This window comes from Croceibacterium ferulae (assembly GCF_003660445.1).
In the GTDB taxonomy this organism is placed as follows: domain Bacteria; phylum Pseudomonadota; class Alphaproteobacteria; order Sphingomonadales; family Sphingomonadaceae; genus Croceibacterium; species Croceibacterium ferulae.
The window spans coordinates 1-17,924 of record NZ_QZVQ01000021.1 but is presented as its reverse complement, the minus strand read 5'-3'; the positions used below and the strand labels follow the sequence as shown (position 1 = coordinate 17,924).

Sequence of the window (17,924 nt, the reverse complement as noted above, 5' to 3'; positions counted from 1 at the left end):
GGTTTGGCAGGTCTGTCAGACCGTCGTGCAGCGCCATGTGCTCTATTCGATGTTCCGCCTGCAATGTCATCGAAGGTGGTCGACGCGACCCAAGACGCACTTCGTCAGGCACAGAAGATGGAAGCGGTTGGTCAGCTCACTGGTGGTCTTGCGCAGATTTTAATAATCTGCTGACCGCCATCATTGACAATCTCGAGCTGTTGCAGATGCGGGCCGCGCAAGGGCGTCTTGCTGATGCTGAACGCTTCATCACTGCAGCCCTGGGCGTTGGCCGTCGCGCTGCTGCACTGACGCAACGCTTGTCGGCTTTCTCACGCCGCCAAACGCTTGATGCCAAACCGCCCGACGTCAATCGGCTAGTCTACGGCTTGGAAGATCTGATCCGTCGCACGGTCGGGCCCGCAATCACGCTGGAGATAGTGGGTGCCGCCAACCTATGGACGGCGCTGATCGATGCCGGGCAATTGGGGAATGCACTACTGAACCTGTGCATCAACGCGCGAGATGCCATGCCTGAAGGCGGGCGTTTGACCATCGAAACGGCCAACAAGTGGATCGATGATAGAGGCCGGCGCGAACGCGATCTACCCGCTGGCCAGTACCTATCGATCTGCGTCACTGAAGAAAGGCGACCGGCATCGTCATGCCTCACTGCACCAGCGAGGCCATGGGCATGCACTACCAAGAAGGATCAATCGACCTGCTGTTCACCGACTAGTCATGTCCGGTGACATCAACGCCATTGTGCGGGCGACAGAGATCGGCAAGTTCGATCCCACGCGACCGATGTTGGCGACCAAGGGCTACGACGAAGATCTAGCGGCCCACGGCCCGAAGGCTGCTGGCCGAAACGTTCTGGGCAGGTCATAACGCCAAACTGATTTGCTTGATTGCGTGAGCCAAGCGCTCGATTAGCGCGGCGTTACAAAGCACCGTCGTCGGTCATCTGATAACGGCTAGGCTGAGGAGTGACGACGCTGTACAGTCTGAGCACCTGGCCCGCTCTTGGGCAGGGTTGCCGTACGCGCTACTTCGAGGGTCGGCTCATCGGCCATGACTCCCAATGCTACTTTCTACAGAATACCTGCTCGGGGGTATCGCTAGTTGGGCGTTTAAGCCTTGTGAAGTCCACTCAAGACTTAGCTTCCCGTCAAGCTGGTTTTCAACGGTGCGCCGGAGCAGATTAAGTCCGACGCCCGGCTGTTTGAGGGAGGCGACTTCTGGTCCACCAGTCTCCACCCATGCAAGCTCCAGCTGATCTTCAACGACACTCCAGGACACGTTCACGAGTCCGGTTCTGGCTAACGCAGCTCCGTGTTTCATGGCATTGGCGGCCAATTCATGCAGAACCAAGCTGAACGGCTGAACTGCGGTCTTTGCTAGTGAGAGAGCGGGGCCGCAAAACACGAACTGATGGGCAGCAAGACACGCGCCAAGCTCACCTTGTATGATGTCGGACAGCGCAGCCCCTTTCCATCGAGACTGTGACAGGAGTGAATGCGCGCGAGCAAGGGAGGCAAGTCTCCCAGTGACAGCTTCCGTATAGTCTTTGATCGTTTCGCCGCGACTGAGGCCGACTAAGGCTTGAGCCACGGCCAAAGCGTTCTTCGCCCGATGATCCACTTCCCGCACTAGCAATGCTTGTGCTTCCTCATTCAGCTTACGCTCTGTGATATCTCGAAGGATTACTGTCGTGAGTTGCTCGCATTCTATGGTGACATGCGAAATAGAGGCTTCGAGTGGAAACTCCTCGCCCGATGAGCGGCGCCCGTAGATACCTTCGAGCGAGTTGATCCGGCAATTGGTGCTGCCCTCTTGACGGAAACGTTGCACATGACCGTTGTCCTCGACGCGAGATCTTTCCGGCAGCAGTCTGCTTAATGATCGACCGCATACATCTGAGGTGGAGTAGCCGAACATCGTCTCTGCCGCGGGATTGAACAAGATGACTTTTTGGTCCGCGTTGAAGGTGACGATTGCATCCAATGCTGAGTCGACGATCCCGGCTAAGCGTTGCTGACTTTCTTGTAATCTGCTGGTTGCCGCACTGCTCTCGGCCAAGCTCGAAACTTCGGCGTCGCGTGCTCGCCGGTAACGGTTGCAGAAGAGCAGGATCGCGGAGCAGGTGGCAACGTATGCCACGATGTTGGCCCACTCATCCATCGAGATCGAGGCGAACGAGAGACGCGGCGGGATGAACATCCACAAGCCGGCGATCGTGCTTACTGCGACAGTGAACAGCCCGGGCAAAGATCCGTACCGCATGCCTACAACGAACACGGCGAACGTGAATATCAGATACGGAGCGCGGTCGCCCAGCACTGGGTCGAGGAATAGGCGAACTGCGCTCGCTGCCACTAGCAGGAGGCAAGCACTCACCCACGCTGCTGCGAAGGGGAAAACGCTTCTCATTGCAAGAGGGCGGCCGAAGCAAAGAACAGGGCGTTCAAGCCGTACGCCACGTTTCAGTCAAAGCTGCAATGGCATTGTTCAACTCGCGATGAGCCACAGGCTTTCGCAACACGGCAGCTCTCGGTGCTTCGACAGTAATCCTTTGCAGATCTCCAACTCCGGCGTGAGCGGTTATGAAGACCACAGGAACAGGCTTCCTCTCAAGAAGCGAGACGACGATATCAATCCCGTCGAGCTTGGAGTGCTCCAGAATGATATCAGAAACCAGTAGTCCGAAACTTTGCGCATCCGCAGCTCGCAAAGCCTGCTCGGAGCTCACAGCTATCGTCACAGAGGTAAAGCCGATGTTCTCTAGAATGCTTGCAACCATCATTCCGATGAGGACTTCGTCCTCTACTACGAGAACCGGTACCTGCAGGAACTCTGGTGCCACCACCCGCATCATCTCCGGCGATGAACTGCGCTCATGGAAATTACCAATTGCCTCGGGAACTTGGTCAGCCAACGCTTGCCTCACTTCCATATGCGATGTGTCGACGATAAGCACTGTGCCAAGATGCCGCAACTCCTGCGAAGACTATAAGCGCCAGCTACGTAGCGATACCTAGTCTGCTCACCTCACCGCCGCTACAAGGCTGCCCGCCGCGATCGACATCAACTTGGTTGACCTGAGCCCCCTGACGATGTCTTAACGGTGCGGAGCAGCCCTGGACCTCCAGTGATCAAGCTCTCTTCTTCAACTTGGCATCAGCAGGACCCGACGGTGAAGGACGAGCAGCGTACGGCCGGAGGAGCAGTTCGTGAGGCGCTGGTGACATACCTCCGACGCGAATGGCCTAATAGTGTTGATGTCGACGCGCACGTGGCAGCGCCCGGTGCATCCGCGGAGAACTTCTTGGAAGCTTGTACGTCCTTACAGTACGAGGGGCTGATCATGTACGAGGCCTTGTTGTTGGGTGTCGGGTCCTCACCCAAGCTGTTAGCGGCTGCGCTGACCCGCAAGGGCCAAAGTGTAGCTCTGCAAAAGTTGAGCATGCGCTGAACAAGCTGGCCGGCCGGTGATAGGATGAGGTCGGCGAGATACTCTCCAGAAGGCACCCGAGAGGATCTCGCGAATACCGTGATGCCGTGAACGCACCTCCCGACGATCAGCCGTTACGATCGTTCATCCGTCTTGTATTCACGAAAACTTTCTTTTCTGTTTCTGGCTGCTCTACTTATTCCGATGTGGGCGACGCTAGTCCACACGTTCGGAAGTCCGGGCACTGCCGCCTGCACCTAGGCTTTGCTGTCCATGCCACCGATCTGGGCGAGGGGGCTGCGATCTGGGTAAACTGTATGAATACGACATCACCCTGCTCGATCGGAAATTGCCCGACGTGCATGGGTATGATGTGCTGAAGAAGCTGCGCTTCGCCAAGGCGCAGACCCAGTGCTGCCATTATCGGCATTTTCCAAGAAAATGGACAACTAGGTCCGCTCTACCTTTGGCGCGGATGGTTATGTCACCAATCCGTTCCACCATGGCGAGTTGATCGCCCGCAGCCATGCCCTGGTCCACCGATCCAAGGGCCATAGCCAGTCGATCATCCATACAGGGCGAGTTGACGATCAATCCGAATGGCAAAACGGAGGAGATTGATGGCGTGCTTACACGGGCGCGGACGCTAATAGGCGTCAACGCTGGAAGATACGGAGCTTGACGGGCTCAGTCTCCGGCTACCAGGGTGCTGCGACAACGCGGAGGGGGGTCATAGCGTATCACGCTTGGTTGCGCTGTCGCAGCCAAGCCTGTTTACAAACTCATCATCTCTAATGGAAGCCGCACATAAGGGACGGCCCTCCACCTGCTGCGGTGCTGCCTGAGCTGCGGCCTCGGTGGACTTTTCATGATTCATGCAATCGACCGCCAGCAATCAAGTCCGGTTTGCTGGTTCTCATGCATGTCGCGAGTGAGCGTTAACGGGAGGTGGTCTCGCCAGCGCTCACCCGGCGGAACGGTGTCAATGAGAAACCGCGGGATGGAGCGGCGGAGAAGTTGGCGTTCCAATCCTGCGCTCTGCCCGAGGTTACACGAGACCGAGGGTGTAGGTGGCCACAAGCATCTGTGTTGCGTCACGGCAATCATCACCGCCAAATGGCCTGATCGTCCCAGCTACAAGTCCGGATATATAAATGCTTCATCTGCTCATGGCCAATTCGATGCCCTCCGTCCCAACGCTTAGCCGCACACCTTAACGGCTTCGGATGGCATCCACCTACGGCAAGTGATCGCAGGCTAGAGCACAACATTCTGCCTATTGGTATTCGCTGATCTGAACCCTGGCGGAAGCAAGCCGCCGGATCGTGTTGAGTTGGATCGGTGCAGGTCAAGACCCGGAATGACGGGCCGAGGTGCCCGGGATAGACGGACCTCGGCCCTGACCGCTTCGTGTGGGATCACGTTGCGGCTGCCGCTTGCCTATCGGCTGACATCAGGTCGTGCGACCTCACTTGGCGAGGTGACCGATTGTGGCACAGTGGAGGTGCTGCGACAGTCCACAGAACAGAACGAAGCCTCAGTGAGCACCGCCGCAGCGTGAGTCCAATAGAAGCCTCGGCGAGCAGCTAACGGAACGCCGATCCTGACTTGCCGCTGAGGCCGAGTGAGCGCTGGCGATCAAGCCGGACAAGAGCTCATTCAGGCGGGACTCGCCCATTTGGTGGGCAGCGCCTTCTCAGCGCCACACTCGTCTTGCGAGTGAGCGCTGGTCCGATTGGACATTTGGTCAGCGCTCACTGGACACGGCAGTCTAGGTAAGACGTCGCGTTGCTCAGTGGCGGGGTTGCTGCGACGAAGTCGGGATCAACGGGGGTCGCTGTGTACTCCGCCGCAACGCGATCTGTTTAACGGGGAAGACTTGCTCGAGGTAGGTGCCGTAGCGGCCTTTTGTCTTGAATAACGCACCTGTCAGCATGCGAGAAGCTAACTTAGAATGTTGCGGCTTTCAAAATGGGCCAAGAGCCCCTTGCACAACGACGATGGCCCCAGCACCCAAACGCTTTTCTAGCGGATGGTCGTAAGGGAGTCTTCTTCACGTTGGCTTCGCAACGAGATTGACCGGGCACCGTACAAGGCGCTTGCCGACAACAACAAAGGAAACAAATTAACTCTCGCGCTCGCTCAGATGGCGAGTTAGTTTGGCAAACAACGCGTTCCAACGGGCTATCTGCTGGTGATCGCCCGCGGATAGCGCGCAAAGTACTATGGCTTAGTTGATTGCAAATGCATGTACCATCGGCGTCTAGGTCAGGTTGCGGGATCATGCCGGACCTTATCGGGCGAGAGACAGCGTTGGGCCGTCGCTCCGGTCTTGGTCATTCGGCCGAATGATTTGAGTAAACGGGGGCTAGTACCACCACGCCTCATGCGCGAACATCTCCAGGCTCGTTCAGCGAAAGGTTGCCACATCTCAACGCGGGACACGCGTCCGTCGCTAAAGAGACGGCCAGCGCTGGACGTCCAAGAAACGGGCCTTAGCAGCTGGAGAATTGCACTGGCTGCTTCCCCTATCCGGGAGGATCAGCGGCGCTGAATGTCGCCCTGTGCGCGGTGACGTCTTCACCTCGGCGGTATAAGAAGCTGGCGGTCGCGTGATCTCACAGAGTGGAGTTGGGCTAGTGCTGCTTTGTTGTAGCGGCGTTCCGGCCGGCTGCGGCTTGAGCGATCAGTGAGACCGTCGTGAGCCAGCAATCTTATGTGAACCCGCGCCTATCCTTGCAAACCAATGACGAGTGCGAGAAAAACAGTCGCCGTCATGCTGGCAATGTCCGGCTTCGACGCAGTCTGGCGCCCATCCCTGACACTTTAACATAGCTTGGGAAAGGCGTGCCGGATCAGCATCAATTTGCAGATCTCGTTCGCAGGCGATCGCCATCATAAACCTCCCGAAGAACTTGGTTTGTAGGGCCGGTGTTAGCATAGAATCAGGCAGCGGTCTCACCTCACTTTGTTAAGGTGCTTCGCCTGCGGCAAGGTCGTGCTCGCCAAGTCGAATGCTCCGCCGGCCGAGGAGAGCATCCGTAGCGATTGCCGGGACTTCACCAACGAAGCGGAACAGTTGTGTTCGACCAGCAGCGTGGACAGGTCGGGGTGAGTTAGCAAGGTTGGCTCGAAGCGGTGACGCAGGTCGTGATGGCGCTACCGAATTGCGGTATGCGGTAGAACATCAGCCTGCTCTGCGGCTTGGCGTTTAGGCTGAAGCCGATCCGCCATGCATGGGTTGCTTGGAGCTAAAACACATCGCCTGCGGTCACAATCGGACTATTGCCACAGCCTTGGACAAGTTGGATGTCCTGCACGCAGTCGAACCTGCTTTTGTAGCTGTCGGCGCTCTCAGCCAAAGTCTTCCTGATCGATAACTGGTATCGCCATCGAAACTGTCCAACCTCATCCTTATAAATCAGAAATGACGGGTAAGGTCGGGCGGCCACATTATTCTCCACGACGGGTTCTGATGGCTGCCTGCCGTTGCTCGAAAGGAATTGGAAGGCGGGAAACAAGTTTGTCCCCCTTTAGTACGGCTAAGCATCCCGCAAAATGTCAACGAAGCCGCCGGTGAAACGAGGTGGTCGGTCAATCGTACGACGTCGCGCCGTTCTCGGCTTCGATGACCGTCTGCAGCCAATGCTGAGCCAACGGCACCCAGGAATGGTCGCCGTACTGCTCCTTCAATATCTTCATTGCGGCGCCGAAGAGCGCCACAGCGGGCTCAGCGCCAGTGCCAGCACCAAGCCTCTGTGCCACGTCTATGAGCTCGTTCGTTAACGTAAGCGTGGCGTTCGCGCCCGCTAAGTCAGCTTCATTGTCGGTCATCTTGCTTCCTTGTCGTATGTTGCTGCACCTGGCCAGATGAGCAATACAGTGAACGTCGCGTGCCGCCGGTCCACCAAACACCGGATGGCGTCGGTCGCCGCAACAGGGGCTGAGATCGACGGCGGTCGACCGCCGGCTGACCGATTGTTTGCGTCCGAGAGCCTGCCCAGCGTCCCTAAATGTCTAGCAGCGAGGGCCCCTCGCGGTGATAAAATGAATCTGTATCTCAACGGGCGTTGGGTTCAGACCTTCATTGCACGTTTGCAGTTCTTGTGAGCCAGCCAAATTTTTTTGGCGCTCAAGTTTGCCTGCATTGGTGGTCACGCCAACATAGATTCGATGTGGAGGGCCATGAACGACCGCGCCATAGCACAACTGAAATGATCCCCGTGGAGATGCGCACCAGGCGCCATCCCGCCCGCCACCTGCACCTCCTGTCGATCCGCGCCGGATGGCCGCCCCAAGCACCAGGATGTGCCCTTCCGTGACTGGCCAGACGCCTACGATAGTAGAACGGTATCTGGTTCACGTGGCGGGGTATGAGGCTAGGCCCCACCAATGCACAAGTTACCGTACCATCCCTCTGGGACTTGCCGGGTGGTACTTTCCCTTGCGTCGGCAGCCCGGGTGAAGATGAACCGCTGATCGATCGTCTCCCGAACGTTGCAGGCGCGAGTTGCGATCGACATGCACGCGAAAGAGGCTGGGTACTCCGCCGCTAGTTATCCATATCCAAGTCGCCTATGCCGTCTCGCGCGCGGACGTGGCGGAATGGTAGACGCCGAGGACTTAAAATCCTCTGAGCTTGCTCGTGCGGGTTCGAGTCCCGCCGTCCGCACCAGCTTTCACCTGCCGCCCAAAAGGGCGAACTCACGGCTGATCCGCTCAGCCCACAGGGCGGGCTCGTGCGAACAGCTTAGGAAACTCACGTTAGGAGATCGCCCCTGTGATGAGGTTCGATCCACCAAGGATCCCGGCGTGCCTGCTAGCCTGATTGCAGAAGCACCCTGTACGTACGTTCATATGAAGCTTGGCTGCTATTCGCTGGCAGTGGAGCCGAGCGCGTGCGGCGGCGAACCGCTGCTGCACATGACCCGCGGCGATGACAAGGACGGCGCGGAACGGCGCCTGCTCTTAGGGCGTGCTCGGATAGATCCTCCTCACCCGTAGGGCGCCGCCGAGGGCGGAGGTGGAGGGGCACCCCGCCAGGTCTCCGGACGCCTGACTTTCAACACTCTTGAGAAGCGGCGCGTGCCCCTCCACCATGCTACGCATGGTCCCCCTCCCCGTGCAGGGAGGATTGGCGTTCCCGAAGTGTCGCTTGCCAGCATCGATGAGATCGCGCGCCGTGGACCAAGCCGCCCCTGCCTGAGCGCCGGTTGAGGCACACCCGGCCGGTTGAATCAATTCGGCAGCGGCAGGCCGCAAAGTGATTCAGAAAAACTGGCGGCCGTGCTGGACGCGGGCGAGGCGCCTCCCCCCGGGGGCGGGGGAGGAGTTGCGGCGGGCGCGCAATCATTGCGCACGCCTGCTGGCGCTGGCCGAGGGGGCGCATCATGACGACCTGCCGCTGGTCACGCAGCAGGTGCCCGGCCTAGTCAGCGACTACGAGGCGGCGATCGCACCGGCCGGACTGGAGGAGGCGCGCGAGCTGAAGCGGCGGATGGTGGCGCAGCTATGCGCCATCAGCGAGAGTGCCCATGACATCGTGGAAGCGGAACGCGAGCAGCGGCGCGATGCGCTGGCCGCGCGCGGACAGCATCTGGAGCGCCGGCTGGGTGGCACGCCGTTGCGCGCGGTGCCGTGATGGGGCTGCCTGGCGGTGATGGAGCAGGGGATCAGATCCGGCGGATCGGGCCGGAATACTGGCAGACCAGCTCGTCGGCGCTCAGCAGGGTGATGCCCTCGGCCGTGGCCTGTGCCACCAGCAGGCGGTCGAACGGATCGCGGTGGATCGGGGGCAGGGTGGCCACTGCGACTGCGTGCGCACCGGTGACGGGCAGCTCGGCATAGCCATTGTCGGCGAGGCCACGCCGCAAGAGGGCGGCGTCGACAGCGAAGTCCTCGCGGCCCAGTGCGCCCTTGATGGCGACTTCCCACAGGCTGGCCGCGCTGAATAGCAGGTGGTTGTCCTCGTCCTCGATCAGCGCCCGCGCGGCGGCGGGCAGGCGGCCGGGATCGCCGGCGGCCCAGAGCAGGATGTGGGTGTCGAGCAGCAGCTTCACCTGTGGCCGCCGAACAGCGCCTCGATCTCCGGATCGCCCATGCGGTCGAAGTCGGCGGGCACGCGGAGCTGGCCGGCCATGAAGCCGGTGCGTTGCCGTGGCGGGCGTGTCGGCTGCTCGATGGGCACGAGGCGGGCGATCGGCCGGCCGGCCTTGGCGATTATGACGCTGTCGCCACCCGCGACCTGCTCCAGCAGGCGGGAGAGGTGGGTCTTGGCCTGGTGGATGTTGACGGTTTCCATGATGGTGCCCTGGCTTAGTCTGGTTGACTTAGTCTGGTGATTGCCGGTGGCGTTGCAAGGCTTTGTCTCACTCCTCCGCCAGCTCGATCCACACCGGTCCGTGATCGCTGGCCCAGCCCCATCCGCGCACATGGGCGTCCACGGCGGCGGCGCGCAGGCGCGGGGTGAGGGTGGGGCTGAGGAGCAGGTGGTCGACCCGCAGGCCCGCATTGCGGCTCCAGGAGTGGCGCAGGTAGTCCCAGAAGGTGTAGAGATCCGCATCCAGGTGGAGGGTGCGCAGGGCGTCGGTCCAGCCTGCGGTTATCAAGCGGGCGAAGCGGTCGCGGATCTCTGGGGTGAACAGGGCGTCGTCCTGCCAGCGTTCGGGCTTGTACACGTCCGCCGGCGTGGGGATCACGTTGAAGTCGCCCGCCAGCACCACCGGCAGGCCGCTGTCCAGCAGGAACGCCGCGTGGGCGAGCAGCGCGTCGAACCAGGCGAGCTTGTAGGCGTATTTCGGACCGGGGCGGGGATTGCCATTGGGCAGGTAGAGGCAGGCGACCAGCACGCCGTTGACGGCCGCCTCCAGATAGCGACTCTGCGTGGGGTCGGGATCGTCCGGCAGGCCGCGGCGGGTGGGCTGGATGGTGCCGGTGCGGGCGAGGATGGCGACACCGTTCCAGCGCGGCTGGCCGTGCCATAGCGCCTGGTAGCCGGCCTCTGCCAGCGCCTTGGCCGGGAACTTGTCCTGTGGGGCCTTCAGCTCCTGCAGACAGACTACGTCGGGTTGCGCCTCCGCCACCCAGCGGAGCAGCACGGGGAGGCGGCCATTGATGCCGTTCACGTTGAAAGTGGCGATTTCATGCTTTTGGGGTCAGCAGCTGCGTCAGCGTGATCGGCGCCCAGCCATGCACGTCCACGCCGACGTCGAACTGGCGCGGCATCGGCTTCAGCCGTCCATGGCTGTGACCGTGCAGGTTGAGCGCGCGCATGTGCTGCCCGTTCCAGCTGCGGAACGGGTAGTGACACAGGACGAGGGCGTGGCCGTCCTGCTCGATCTCGACATAGGCGGCGGTGCTGGTCCAGCCTTGCGCCGCCAGCGTGGCGTCGGGGTCGTTGTTGCCGCGCAGCAGGTGCTTCGTGCCGTTCAGGCGAGCGAGCAATGCGGGCACATCGGCGGGGCGGCGGGCGACGTCGCCCAGGTGCCAGATCGTGTCCCCGGGCGCGACGGTGGCGTTCCAGCGCGCGATCAGGTGGGCGTCCATGGTGGCGGTGTCGGGGAAGGGGCGGCACCACAGGTTAATCGTGCGGTGGTCGCCGAAATGCGTGTCGGCGGTGAAGAAGGTGGCCATGGAGGTGGAACGGGCGAGGGTTGGGTTCGGGTTCGCGCCTTGGCAAGGTTTGCCAAGATCGCTACATCGTGCAGCATGGCGACCATGAACATCTCTCTGCCGCAGCCGCTGAAGTCCTTCGTGGATGAACAGGTGACCGGCCGTGGATACGGTACCAGCAGCGAGTATGTGCGCGAGCTGATCCGCAAGGATCAGGATCGGCAGCGCCTGCGTGCCATGGTGCTGGCCGGTGCCGAGAGTGCGCTTGGGCCGGTGGCAGACAAGGCCTATTTCGATGGATTGCGAGCACTCGCTGGCCTGCCCACGGATTAGGAAGCTTGGCGGACACGAAGGAGGTGAAGCCGGTGCGGCCGCGTGCCGTGGCGCAGGCGGATGTGGCGGCTGCACTTGCCGCATATGCGCACGAAGGTGGACCGGCACTTGCGGGCCGCTTCATCGCCGCGCTGGAGTCCGCCTACGCCGCAATGGCCGAGTATCGTGGCGCCGGTTCTCCGCGGTATGCCGAGCAGCTGGATCTGCCGGGATTGCGTCACCGGCGGCTCGGCCGGTTCCCCTGGATCGCCCTGTACTGGGAACGGCCTGATCACATCGATGTGCTGCGTGTCCTGGATGCGAGATGCGACATCCCTGTTTGGCTTGCAGGGCATGATGGGGAGGAGAGCTGACGTGGCTTGTGCCCGTACAGGCTGATGTTCTGCTGATGCCTGCAGGCAGCGACTGGACCAGCGCGGAGATCGACGGGATCGTGGTGGATTACTTCGCCATGCTGGCGGAGGAACTGGCCGGGCGAAGCTTCAGCAAGGCGCAGCACCGGCGCGCGCTGCAGGGGCGCATCGACCGCAGCGAGGACTCGATCGAGTTCAAGCACCAGAATATCAGCGCGGTGATGCTGGGGCTGGGGCAGCCATGGATCAACGGTTACAAGCCGGCGGCGAACTTCCAGAGCGCGTTTGGTAGATGGCGTGTTGCGCTGGCTGAACGCGCACACCGGCTGGCTGGCGCCCAAGGCGGGAAGGGCAGGGCAGTCCGCCGTGGCCGACAGCGCCGCGCGGTTGCGGATCGGCCCGCCGACGACGCAGCGTAACGAGCCGCCGCTGGTCGATCCGGCCTTTATCGCGGCAATCGGGCGCAAGTATGATGTGGCGGAGCGGGATGCCCGCAATCGGGCGCTAGGGCAGGCGGGCGACGAGCTGGTGCAGGCGCATGAACGCCAGCAGCTTGCCGCCGCGAGGCGCGAGGACTTGGCGCGCAAGGTGCGCTGGACCGCGCAGGAGGATGGCGACGGTTATGGCTACGACATCGCCAGCTTCCTGCCCGACGGGCGAGAGCGGCTGGTGGAGGTGAAGACCACCAATGGCTGGGAGCGCACACCCTTCCACATCACGCGCAACGAACTGGCGGTGGCGGATGCGCGGCGGGACGATTGGCATCTGGTGCGGCTTTATGACTTTGCGCGCACACCAAAAGCTTTCAGCCTGCGCCCGCCGTTGCAGGCCCATGCGGACCTGACGGCGACGAGCTTCCTGGCGGCTCTGCGCTAAGCATTAGTGAGGTGGTCCTAAGATGTCCAAATAGGGCCAGTACAGTTTCCAATTACGGCGTTATCGGCCATATACGGACAATGCTTCATTTGCCTTCGGAGATCATCGCCGATCTGGGCCAGCGGATAAAAGCCCGCCGCCTCGGGCTGGGCTATACGCAAGCCGCGGCGGCCGAGCGGGCGGGGGTGGCCTATCGCACCTGGCGGCGGCTGGAGGGGGAGGGGAAAGCCTCCATCGAGGATCTGGTCCGCGCGGCGGTGGCGTTGCGGTGCGAGGAGGGGGTGGCCGGCGTGTTTCCTCCGGTGGCGGCGAGTTCGATGGATGAGTTGCTGCGTCAGCAGGCAGCCGCCGCGCCCAAGGTCCGCCAACGGGCGCCATCCTCGCGGACAAAGGTGTGAGGCTGACACCGGGCACTCCGCTGCCGGTGGGCATGATGCGGGACGAAGGCGCGCCAGCCGAGGCGGTCGGTCGGCTGGCCATGGCCGGGGGGCTGGCGCAGCTGGAATGGAGCGACATGTCGGTGGCGCAGGGGTGGCGGGTCGATCCGCTGCTCTATCCGCCGCTGCCCGGGCTGCATGCCGCGCGCGGGCGCCACTTCGAGGGGTTGCACGGCTTTCTGGCGGACAGCCCGCCGGATGCTTGAGGGCAGTTGCTGATGCGGCGGCGGCTGGCGCGGCAGGGGGTGGACCTGGCGATGCTGAGCGCGGCGGACCGGCTGGCGCTGGTGGGCCGGGAGGGGCGCGGGGCGCTGGTGTTCGAGCCGGCGGCCACGCCTGACGAGGCGATCGGGCCGATCGACCTGGATGTGTTGGCCGAGGAATCCCGCGTCGTGCTGGTGGGCGAGGAAGCAAGTGCGCTGGACGTGCTGGCGCGGCTGGGCGGAGCATCCGGTGGGGCGGGGCCCAAGGTGCATGTGGCGCTGGGCGCCGCGGTGCAGTGATGCCAGTGAACGAAGGGGCCGGCGACAAGTGGATCGTGAAGTTCCGCGCGCAGGTGGACAATCCCGATATCGGCCCGGTCGAGGAGGCCTGTGCCCGGATGGCGCGGCTGGCCGGCATCGCCATGGCGGAGACGCGGCTGCTGCCCTCCGCCAAAGGGCCGGGGCATTTCGCCACGCGCCGGTTCGACCGGCCGGGTGGAAGCAGGCGGGTGCACATGGTCTCCTTGGTGGGCGCATTGGAGGCATTGCCCGACATGCCGAGCCTGGACTATGACGGCTTGCTGCGCGCGACGCTGGCGATCACCCGTTGTGCCGGGGATGTGGCGGAGGCGTTCCGGCGGATGGTGTTCAACGTGCTGGCGCATAATCGCGACGATCACACGCGGCAGCATGCCTTCCTGCAGGGGGAGGACGGCGCGTGGCGGCTGGCGCCGGCCTACGATCTCACCTGCTCGGCCGGGCCGGGCGGCGAGCACTATCTGGCGGTGGAGGGCGAGGGCCGGGCCATCACGCGCGCGCAGGTGACGGCGCTGGGGCGGCGGCACGGCCTGGCGGAGCGCATGGTTGCTGCGGTGATTGACGACGTGCGCGGGGCCTTGGCGGAGTGGCCGCGCCTGAGCGGAGACACGGGCGTGACGGTTTCGGCGGCGGAGGTTGCCAAGCGATACGCGGCGGTGGCGGCTGCGTTCGGGTGAGCGACACGGGACCACCCGCAATCTTGACAAATCATCTCCTGACGCGCATGTTCGCGTCAGGAGATGTGCCATGAGCAACGTCGTTACACTTCAGCGCCCTGCAATACCGGTCGGCGACCTCCAGACATTTGCTGCCGAGGATGATCGCCGCCGCTTGACTGGCGCTGCCGTAAAGGCAGCGGTGCGTCTGGTCGCGGCATGGGGCGTCAGCAATGCCGAGGGCGCAGCCCTGCTGGGCGTGTCCGAAAGCACATGGGACCGGATCAAGGCCGGGCGCTGGGATGGCGTGCTGAGCCAGGACCAGCTCACCCGAGCCTCCGCGCTGATCGGGGTGTTCAAGGGGCTGCATCTGCTTTTTGCTGACGACATGGCCGATCGCTGGCCGCAGCTGCCCAATCGCGGTCCGGTATTCGACCGCATGACACCGATCCAGGCGATGATCCATGGCGGGATCCCGCGCATGATCGAGACACGGCAGTATATTGACGGGCTGCGTGGAGGGCTTTGACGCAGGGGCTATGGACGGGCTGCCGTTGGTGCGGGTGGCGTTCCTCCGCACGGTGCGGCTGGTGCCGAGCGCCCGATTGCGGGAGGCGGTCCTGGCGCCGCTGGCCGACAGCGACGATGAACTGGCGCTGCTCGCGGAGATTGAAGGTGCCACCAGCGGCAGGCTGATCAGCGAGGCGCGGGGCAGGGTTGCGCTGAATGCTGCCGAACTCGTCCACGGTGTGCCGCATGCACGGTTCATCAATGCCAGCTTCGCCTATGCAAGGCCACGCCAGCCCAACCGCTTCAGTCCCGCGGACCGGGGTGCCTGGTATGCCGCGCTGGATGTGGCGACCTGCGTGGCGGAGGTCGGCCATCATTTGACGCGGGCGCTGGCCGACGCGGGCGATTTCCACGCTGTGGTAGACTATGGCGAGATGCTGGCGAGCATGGCGGGCCTGTTTGTCGACCTGCGGCAGGTGGCGGATCATGGCGCACTCCATCCCGATCCCGCCATCGGCTACCCTGCCGGGAACGCCGTCGCCGCGGCGACGCGGGCGGCCGGGCACAACGGGATCATCTACCCGTCAGTGCGCCATGCAGGGGGGACCTGCATCGCGGCGCTGTGGCCCAATGTCGTGCAATCCGTCATGCAGGGTTCGATGGTCCGGCTGACCTGGTCAGGGTCGCCGAGGTTCGACGTCACGGCTCTTTGAGGTCACTTGCCACAAGTGGCACTTCACCCCGCGCCGCTGGTAAAGTGCCATGCGTGGTCAAAGTGCTCGCGACGGGGGTGCTGCGCGTTGTCAGGGATTCACAGCGAGTCCGCCGTGCTGCATATGTTCTGGCATGATCCAGCCCGACCTCTTCGCCGCCACCGCGCCCGCGCCGGTCCAGGGTGTACCGGCGGAGCAGGCCACGCTGGACCTGCCGGCGATCCTGGAGCGGCTATCCGCCGCGTGCCAGCGGCCGCGTTACTGCTTCATGGTGTTGAACCTGATCGCGCAGGCGGGCGGGCCGGATGGCGCGGCGGGGCCATATGTGCGCAGCGCTGCGGGTGAAATGCCGGTGCGGGACTGGTTGTGCGATGCGCTGCTGCCCACCGCCCGGCGCGATCCCCGGCGCCGCGCCATCGCCGATCGGGTGCGGCGCGACCTGGCGCTGGCGGGCGCGCTGCCCGAGGATAGCGCCGCAGCGGAGCGGATGGTGGCGGAAGAGGTGCGCGAGCGGGTGCGGCAGTCCGGCCGCACTAATGTCAGCCGCGCCGTGTCGGAACTGGTGCGGGCGGGACTGGTGACACGGCACTACCAGGGCTGGCGCGTGGATCACGAGAACCGCGGCGCGCAACGGCAGGCGGTCTATACGCTGGCGCCGCCGGTGCGCGAGGCGCTGCGGGCAGGGTAGGGGCGAGGGCCTTGCAGGCCAGCGTCGGCACGCTATCTTCGTCCTCGATCGCCGCCGCGACAAGCAGGCGGTCATGCGCCGCCCGGCAGGGCAGGCAGATGGGCCAGATGGCAGCAGGTGATCTCCGGCATATGCAGGAGACGGCAGTGGCCCTTTGCGAGGAGGGATGAAGATCCGGCCGCGGCCCGGGTCCGACCCGTTCCACGTCCTTCCACGGAGCCAGTGCTGCGATGAACGATCCTGCAAACCTGTCGGGCGCCGAGAAGCAGACTCTCCTTGCGCGCTTGGCCTTCCATGCTGCGCGCGAGCGCAACCTGACGATGCTGGTGCCGGCATGCGCGCTGTTCGCCTTCTGCCTGCTCGGCCCGGTGCTGCTGGTGGCGCTGACGGGCGAGCGGGAAGCTGCCCGCGTCGCGCTGGTGGTCGCCGGCTTTGCCACCTTCGGCAAGTTCGTGTTCGAAGCCCTGTTTATCGCGCCGCTGGGACGCAGGGCCGCGAGCCCGGCGCATATTGCCGCAGCACTGCATGGCGACAGTGCATAAGCGGAAGCACCTGCTGCGCCAAATGCGCGAGCGTGTGGGCAATGTCACCGCACCGACCCGCTGACGATCGAGGAACCGGCGCTGTTGTTTTGCACGATCCGCGAGGAGCATGGCAGCCGGGCGCAGCAGTTGGCGGAGCAGCAGGAGCGGGCCAAGCGGGCGCAGCAAGATTTCGTGGCAGGTCTGAGAGGCCTGCGGAACTGATTACCGGCCGGCACGGCCAGTTCGAGATCAGCGGCATCTCGCGTGAGGCGATCACCGCCTTCAGTGCCGAAGAATGGATCCGCACCATGGCTGAGGCACTGGGGATCAGCTCGCCCAAGGGGTGGGAGGCGGTGACGCTGTACATTCGCGATGCCAAGCAGGCAGGCGATGCCGTTGCGGCCCGAACGCTATGGGCGGAGAAGGCCGTGGCACACCAGAGCGGGATCGAACGGCTGGAGCAGAGCCGGCCGCGTTCGCTGCTCCAGTCGATCGTGGCCTGGGGCGAGGCGCTGCTCGAGCGGGTGACGCATGCGTTCGGCACCAAGGCCCGAGCCGCTGATGACCGGGGGACAAGGTTCGGGGCGGAGTGCAGCTTGCCGCTTACATGCTTTGGCCTTCTCGATACCCGCACTGCTTCGCCCCTGCACCTGCTCTGCTTGTCGCAGGGAACCACTATCCGGGCCGCCGTTCGCTTTCTGATTGGCCGGAATGGCCAAAGGAAAAGACTACGTTGAAAGGTGGAAAGCGGCCTGTCCGCTTTGGGCAAAACGAAGGCTGAAAGTGGCCCTTCGTTCAGGCAAGGCGGATGGTTGCGCTGCGCCTTGACGATGGCAGTCGTGATCAAGCCAGTAGCTATCCCATCGAAGTGCGTAGCCTGCTCAATCCGCGACTAGCACACATCTCCCGTGTTGGCCCCAATTCGCCATCATCACAGATTGTCCGGACGCTGGTGCAGCCCGCCACGCGATATCAGCATCGTCAAGCGACGACTGATCTCGGATATAGCGCCACTGGTTATTGCCTGCCACGTGGATCGCTCCGCCGGACAGCGTGGTTGTTGCGGAATAGTCGGTGACAGGATCAAGCCAATCAGGCAGCCTGCTCAGCGCCCGGTGGAGGTTGTCTTTGGATCGATGGGGCTATAGTTGGACGACCCCAGAGAAAGCCTTGTGCCTCGTCGCAGCCTTCCGACTGCAACAAGCGCAACTGCTCGTCATTCTCAAGTCCCTCCGCCAACACCGGCGTGTTGAGACTTCGGCCGAGGGC

At 63.2% G+C, this 17,924-nt stretch carries 23 protein-coding genes, 1 tRNA gene and 2 pseudogenes; 18 read left to right on the top strand and 8 right to left on the bottom strand.

Annotated features, from left to right (window positions below; all coding sequences use genetic code 11):
* Positions 1-623: pseudogene (locus tag D5S08_RS15805) on the top strand (hybrid sensor histidine kinase/response regulator); the annotation flags it as partial.
* A 421-nt stretch (positions 624-1,044) separates the two neighbouring features.
* On the opposite strand, the gene D5S08_RS15800 reads toward D5S08_RS15805, so the two are convergent.
* Entirely contained in the window at positions 1,045-2,412 is a 1,368-nt protein-coding gene (locus D5S08_RS15800) for a PAS domain S-box protein (protein ID WP_121120159.1), read from the bottom strand.
* A 34-nt stretch (positions 2,413-2,446) separates the two neighbouring features.
* On the bottom strand, positions 2,447-2,959 hold the full coding sequence (locus D5S08_RS15795; protein ID WP_126665623.1) for a response regulator: 513 nt from the start codon (positions 2,957-2,959) through the stop codon (positions 2,447-2,449).
* Positions 2,960-3,130: 171 nt separating this feature from the next.
* On the opposite strand from D5S08_RS15795, the gene D5S08_RS15790 reads away from it, so the two are divergent.
* Positions 3,131-3,454, top strand: coding sequence for a hypothetical protein (locus tag D5S08_RS15790; protein ID WP_121120157.1), 324 nt, complete (start codon positions 3,131-3,133; stop codon positions 3,452-3,454).
* Positions 3,455-3,693: 239 nt separating this feature from the next.
* Positions 3,694-4,058, top strand: a pseudogene (locus D5S08_RS17275) (response regulator); the annotation flags it as partial.
* 2,969 nt (positions 4,059-7,027) lie between these two features.
* Here the strand turns inward: D5S08_RS17275 and D5S08_RS15785 are convergent.
* Positions 7,028-7,267 (bottom strand): hypothetical protein, encoded by a 240-nt coding sequence (locus tag D5S08_RS15785; protein WP_121120156.1) that lies wholly within the window; start codon positions 7,265-7,267, stop codon positions 7,028-7,030.
* A 757-nt stretch (positions 7,268-8,024) separates the two neighbouring features.
* Between D5S08_RS15785 and D5S08_RS15780 the strand changes: the two genes are divergently transcribed.
* Both D5S08_RS15780 and D5S08_RS15775 read left to right on the top strand, forming a co-directional pair.
* Positions 8,025-8,108, top strand: a tRNA-Leu gene (locus tag D5S08_RS15780).
* A gap of 657 nt (positions 8,109-8,765) precedes the next feature.
* Complete coding sequence (locus D5S08_RS15775) at positions 8,766-9,074, top strand: hypothetical protein (protein ID WP_121120155.1); 309 nt, start codon at positions 8,766-8,768, stop codon at positions 9,072-9,074.
* A gap of 31 nt (positions 9,075-9,105) precedes the next feature.
* Here D5S08_RS15775 and D5S08_RS15770 read toward each other — a convergent pair whose 3' ends face one another.
* The 4 genes from D5S08_RS15770 to D5S08_RS15755 all read right to left on the bottom strand — a co-directional run bounded on the left by D5S08_RS15770 (position 9,106) and on the right by D5S08_RS15755 (position 11,065).
* Positions 9,106-9,492, bottom strand: coding sequence for a type II toxin-antitoxin system VapC family toxin (locus D5S08_RS15770; protein WP_121120154.1), 387 nt, complete (start codon positions 9,490-9,492; stop codon positions 9,106-9,108).
* Positions 9,489-9,734, bottom strand: a complete 246-nt coding sequence (locus D5S08_RS15765) for a type II toxin-antitoxin system Phd/YefM family antitoxin (RefSeq protein WP_121120153.1) — start codon at positions 9,732-9,734, stop codon at positions 9,489-9,491. The genes D5S08_RS15770 and D5S08_RS15765 overlap by 4 nt, the downstream gene beginning before the upstream one ends.
* Positions 9,735-9,801: 67 nt before the next feature.
* Positions 9,802-10,572 (bottom strand): exodeoxyribonuclease III, encoded by a 771-nt coding sequence (locus D5S08_RS15760; RefSeq protein ID WP_121120152.1) that lies wholly within the window; start codon positions 10,570-10,572, stop codon positions 9,802-9,804.
* A gap of 1 nt (position 10,573) precedes the next feature.
* Positions 10,574-11,065 carry a metallophosphoesterase family protein gene (locus tag D5S08_RS15755; RefSeq protein WP_121120151.1) on the bottom strand — a complete coding sequence of 164 codons (492 nt, stop codon included), beginning with the start codon at positions 11,063-11,065 and terminating at the stop codon, positions 10,574-10,576.
* 84 nt (positions 11,066-11,149) lie between these two features.
* Between D5S08_RS15755 and D5S08_RS15750 the strand changes: the two genes are divergently transcribed.
* The 13 genes from D5S08_RS15750 to D5S08_RS15705 all read left to right on the top strand — a co-directional run bounded on the left by D5S08_RS15750 (position 11,150) and on the right by D5S08_RS15705 (position 17,392).
* The gene (locus tag D5S08_RS15750) at positions 11,150-11,377 is read left to right on the top strand and encodes a ribbon-helix-helix domain-containing protein (protein ID WP_206610372.1); all 228 of its coding nucleotides are present in this window, start codon (positions 11,150-11,152) and stop codon (positions 11,375-11,377) included.
* Positions 11,378-11,382: 5 nt separating this feature from the next.
* Entirely contained in the window at positions 11,383-11,730 is a 348-nt protein-coding gene (locus D5S08_RS15745) for a type II toxin-antitoxin system RelE/ParE family toxin (RefSeq protein WP_241557474.1), read from the top strand.
* Positions 11,731-11,765: 35 nt separating this feature from the next.
* A complete protein-coding gene (locus D5S08_RS17270; protein WP_241557473.1) occupies positions 11,766-12,149 on the top strand; it encodes a hypothetical protein in 384 nt (127 codons plus the stop codon).
* Positions 12,097-12,606, top strand: coding sequence for a protein NO VEIN domain-containing protein (locus D5S08_RS17265; protein WP_241557472.1), 510 nt, complete (start codon positions 12,097-12,099; stop codon positions 12,604-12,606). The genes D5S08_RS17270 and D5S08_RS17265 overlap by 53 nt, the downstream gene beginning before the upstream one ends.
* A gap of 80 nt (positions 12,607-12,686) precedes the next feature.
* Entirely contained in the window at positions 12,687-13,004 is a 318-nt protein-coding gene (locus D5S08_RS17395; RefSeq protein ID WP_121120149.1) for a helix-turn-helix domain-containing protein, read from the top strand.
* Positions 13,001-13,249 carry a hypothetical protein gene (locus D5S08_RS17045; protein WP_206610371.1) on the top strand — a complete coding sequence of 83 codons (249 nt, stop codon included), beginning with the start codon at positions 13,001-13,003 and terminating at the stop codon, positions 13,247-13,249. Before D5S08_RS17395 ends, D5S08_RS17045 begins: the two co-directional genes overlap by 4 nt.
* A gap of 12 nt (positions 13,250-13,261) precedes the next feature.
* Positions 13,262-13,546 carry a hypothetical protein gene (locus D5S08_RS17040; RefSeq protein WP_206610370.1) on the top strand — a complete coding sequence of 95 codons (285 nt, stop codon included), beginning with the start codon at positions 13,262-13,264 and terminating at the stop codon, positions 13,544-13,546.
* Positions 13,546-14,241: a HipA domain-containing protein gene (locus tag D5S08_RS17035; RefSeq protein WP_206610369.1), complete on the top strand. Its 696-nt coding sequence runs from the start codon at positions 13,546-13,548 to the stop codon at positions 14,239-14,241. The genes D5S08_RS17040 and D5S08_RS17035 overlap by 1 nt, the downstream gene beginning before the upstream one ends.
* Positions 14,242-14,311: 70 nt before the next feature.
* Positions 14,312-14,749, top strand: coding sequence for an antitoxin Xre-like helix-turn-helix domain-containing protein (locus D5S08_RS15725; protein ID WP_121120148.1), 438 nt, complete (start codon positions 14,312-14,314; stop codon positions 14,747-14,749).
* Between the two features lie 10 nt (positions 14,750-14,759).
* Positions 14,760-15,443, top strand: a complete 684-nt coding sequence (locus tag D5S08_RS15720) for an RES family NAD+ phosphorylase (RefSeq protein ID WP_121120147.1) — start codon at positions 14,760-14,762, stop codon at positions 15,441-15,443.
* Positions 15,444-15,576: 133 nt separating this feature from the next.
* Complete coding sequence (locus D5S08_RS15715; RefSeq protein ID WP_121120146.1) at positions 15,577-16,131, top strand: hypothetical protein; 555 nt, start codon at positions 15,577-15,579, stop codon at positions 16,129-16,131.
* A gap of 230 nt (positions 16,132-16,361) precedes the next feature.
* The gene (locus tag D5S08_RS15710) at positions 16,362-16,673 is read left to right on the top strand and encodes a hypothetical protein (RefSeq protein WP_121120145.1); all 312 of its coding nucleotides are present in this window, start codon (positions 16,362-16,364) and stop codon (positions 16,671-16,673) included.
* A gap of 290 nt (positions 16,674-16,963) precedes the next feature.
* The gene (locus tag D5S08_RS15705; RefSeq protein ID WP_162302017.1) at positions 16,964-17,392 is read left to right on the top strand and encodes a hypothetical protein; all 429 of its coding nucleotides are present in this window, start codon (positions 16,964-16,966) and stop codon (positions 17,390-17,392) included.
* Positions 17,393-17,747: 355 nt separating this feature from the next.
* Here D5S08_RS15705 and D5S08_RS15700 read toward each other — a convergent pair.
* Positions 17,748-17,924, bottom strand: a 177-nt coding sequence (locus D5S08_RS15700; protein ID WP_121120143.1) for an EAL domain-containing protein, incomplete at its 5' end; no start/stop codon positions are given.

Bases quoted from the DNA above. Each gene is read 5' to 3' on its own strand.
- D5S08_RS15800 (WP_121120159.1), bottom strand. From the start codon at position 2,412: ATGAGAAGCGTTTTCCCCTTCGCAGCAGCGTGGGTGAGTGCTTGCCTC.
- D5S08_RS15785 (WP_121120156.1), bottom strand. From the start codon at position 7,267: ATGACCGACAATGAAGCTGACTTAGCGGGCGCGAACGCCACGCTTACG.
- D5S08_RS15765 (WP_121120153.1), bottom strand. From the start codon at position 9,734: ATGGAAACCGTCAACATCCACCAGGCCAAGACCCACCTCTCCCGCCTG.
- D5S08_RS15755 (WP_121120151.1), bottom strand. From the start codon at position 11,065: ATGGCCACCTTCTTCACCGCCGACACGCATTTCGGCGACCACCGCACG.
- D5S08_RS15750 (WP_206610372.1), top strand. From the start codon at position 11,150: ATGAACATCTCTCTGCCGCAGCCGCTGAAGTCCTTCGTGGATGAACAG.
- D5S08_RS17270 (WP_241557473.1), top strand. From the start codon at position 11,766: ATGCCTGCAGGCAGCGACTGGACCAGCGCGGAGATCGACGGGATCGTG.
- D5S08_RS17395 (WP_121120149.1), top strand. From the start codon at position 12,687: ATGCTTCATTTGCCTTCGGAGATCATCGCCGATCTGGGCCAGCGGATA.
- D5S08_RS17040 (WP_206610370.1), top strand. From the start codon at position 13,262: ATGCGGCGGCGGCTGGCGCGGCAGGGGGTGGACCTGGCGATGCTGAGC.
- D5S08_RS17035 (WP_206610369.1), top strand. From the start codon at position 13,546: ATGCCAGTGAACGAAGGGGCCGGCGACAAGTGGATCGTGAAGTTCCGC.
- D5S08_RS15725 (WP_121120148.1), top strand. From the start codon at position 14,312: ATGAGCAACGTCGTTACACTTCAGCGCCCTGCAATACCGGTCGGCGAC.
- D5S08_RS15720 (WP_121120147.1), top strand. From the start codon at position 14,760: ATGGACGGGCTGCCGTTGGTGCGGGTGGCGTTCCTCCGCACGGTGCGG.
- D5S08_RS15715 (WP_121120146.1), top strand. From the start codon at position 15,577: ATGATCCAGCCCGACCTCTTCGCCGCCACCGCGCCCGCGCCGGTCCAG.
- D5S08_RS15710 (WP_121120145.1), top strand. From the start codon at position 16,362: ATGAACGATCCTGCAAACCTGTCGGGCGCCGAGAAGCAGACTCTCCTT.
- D5S08_RS15705 (WP_162302017.1), top strand. From the start codon at position 16,964: ATGGCTGAGGCACTGGGGATCAGCTCGCCCAAGGGGTGGGAGGCGGTG.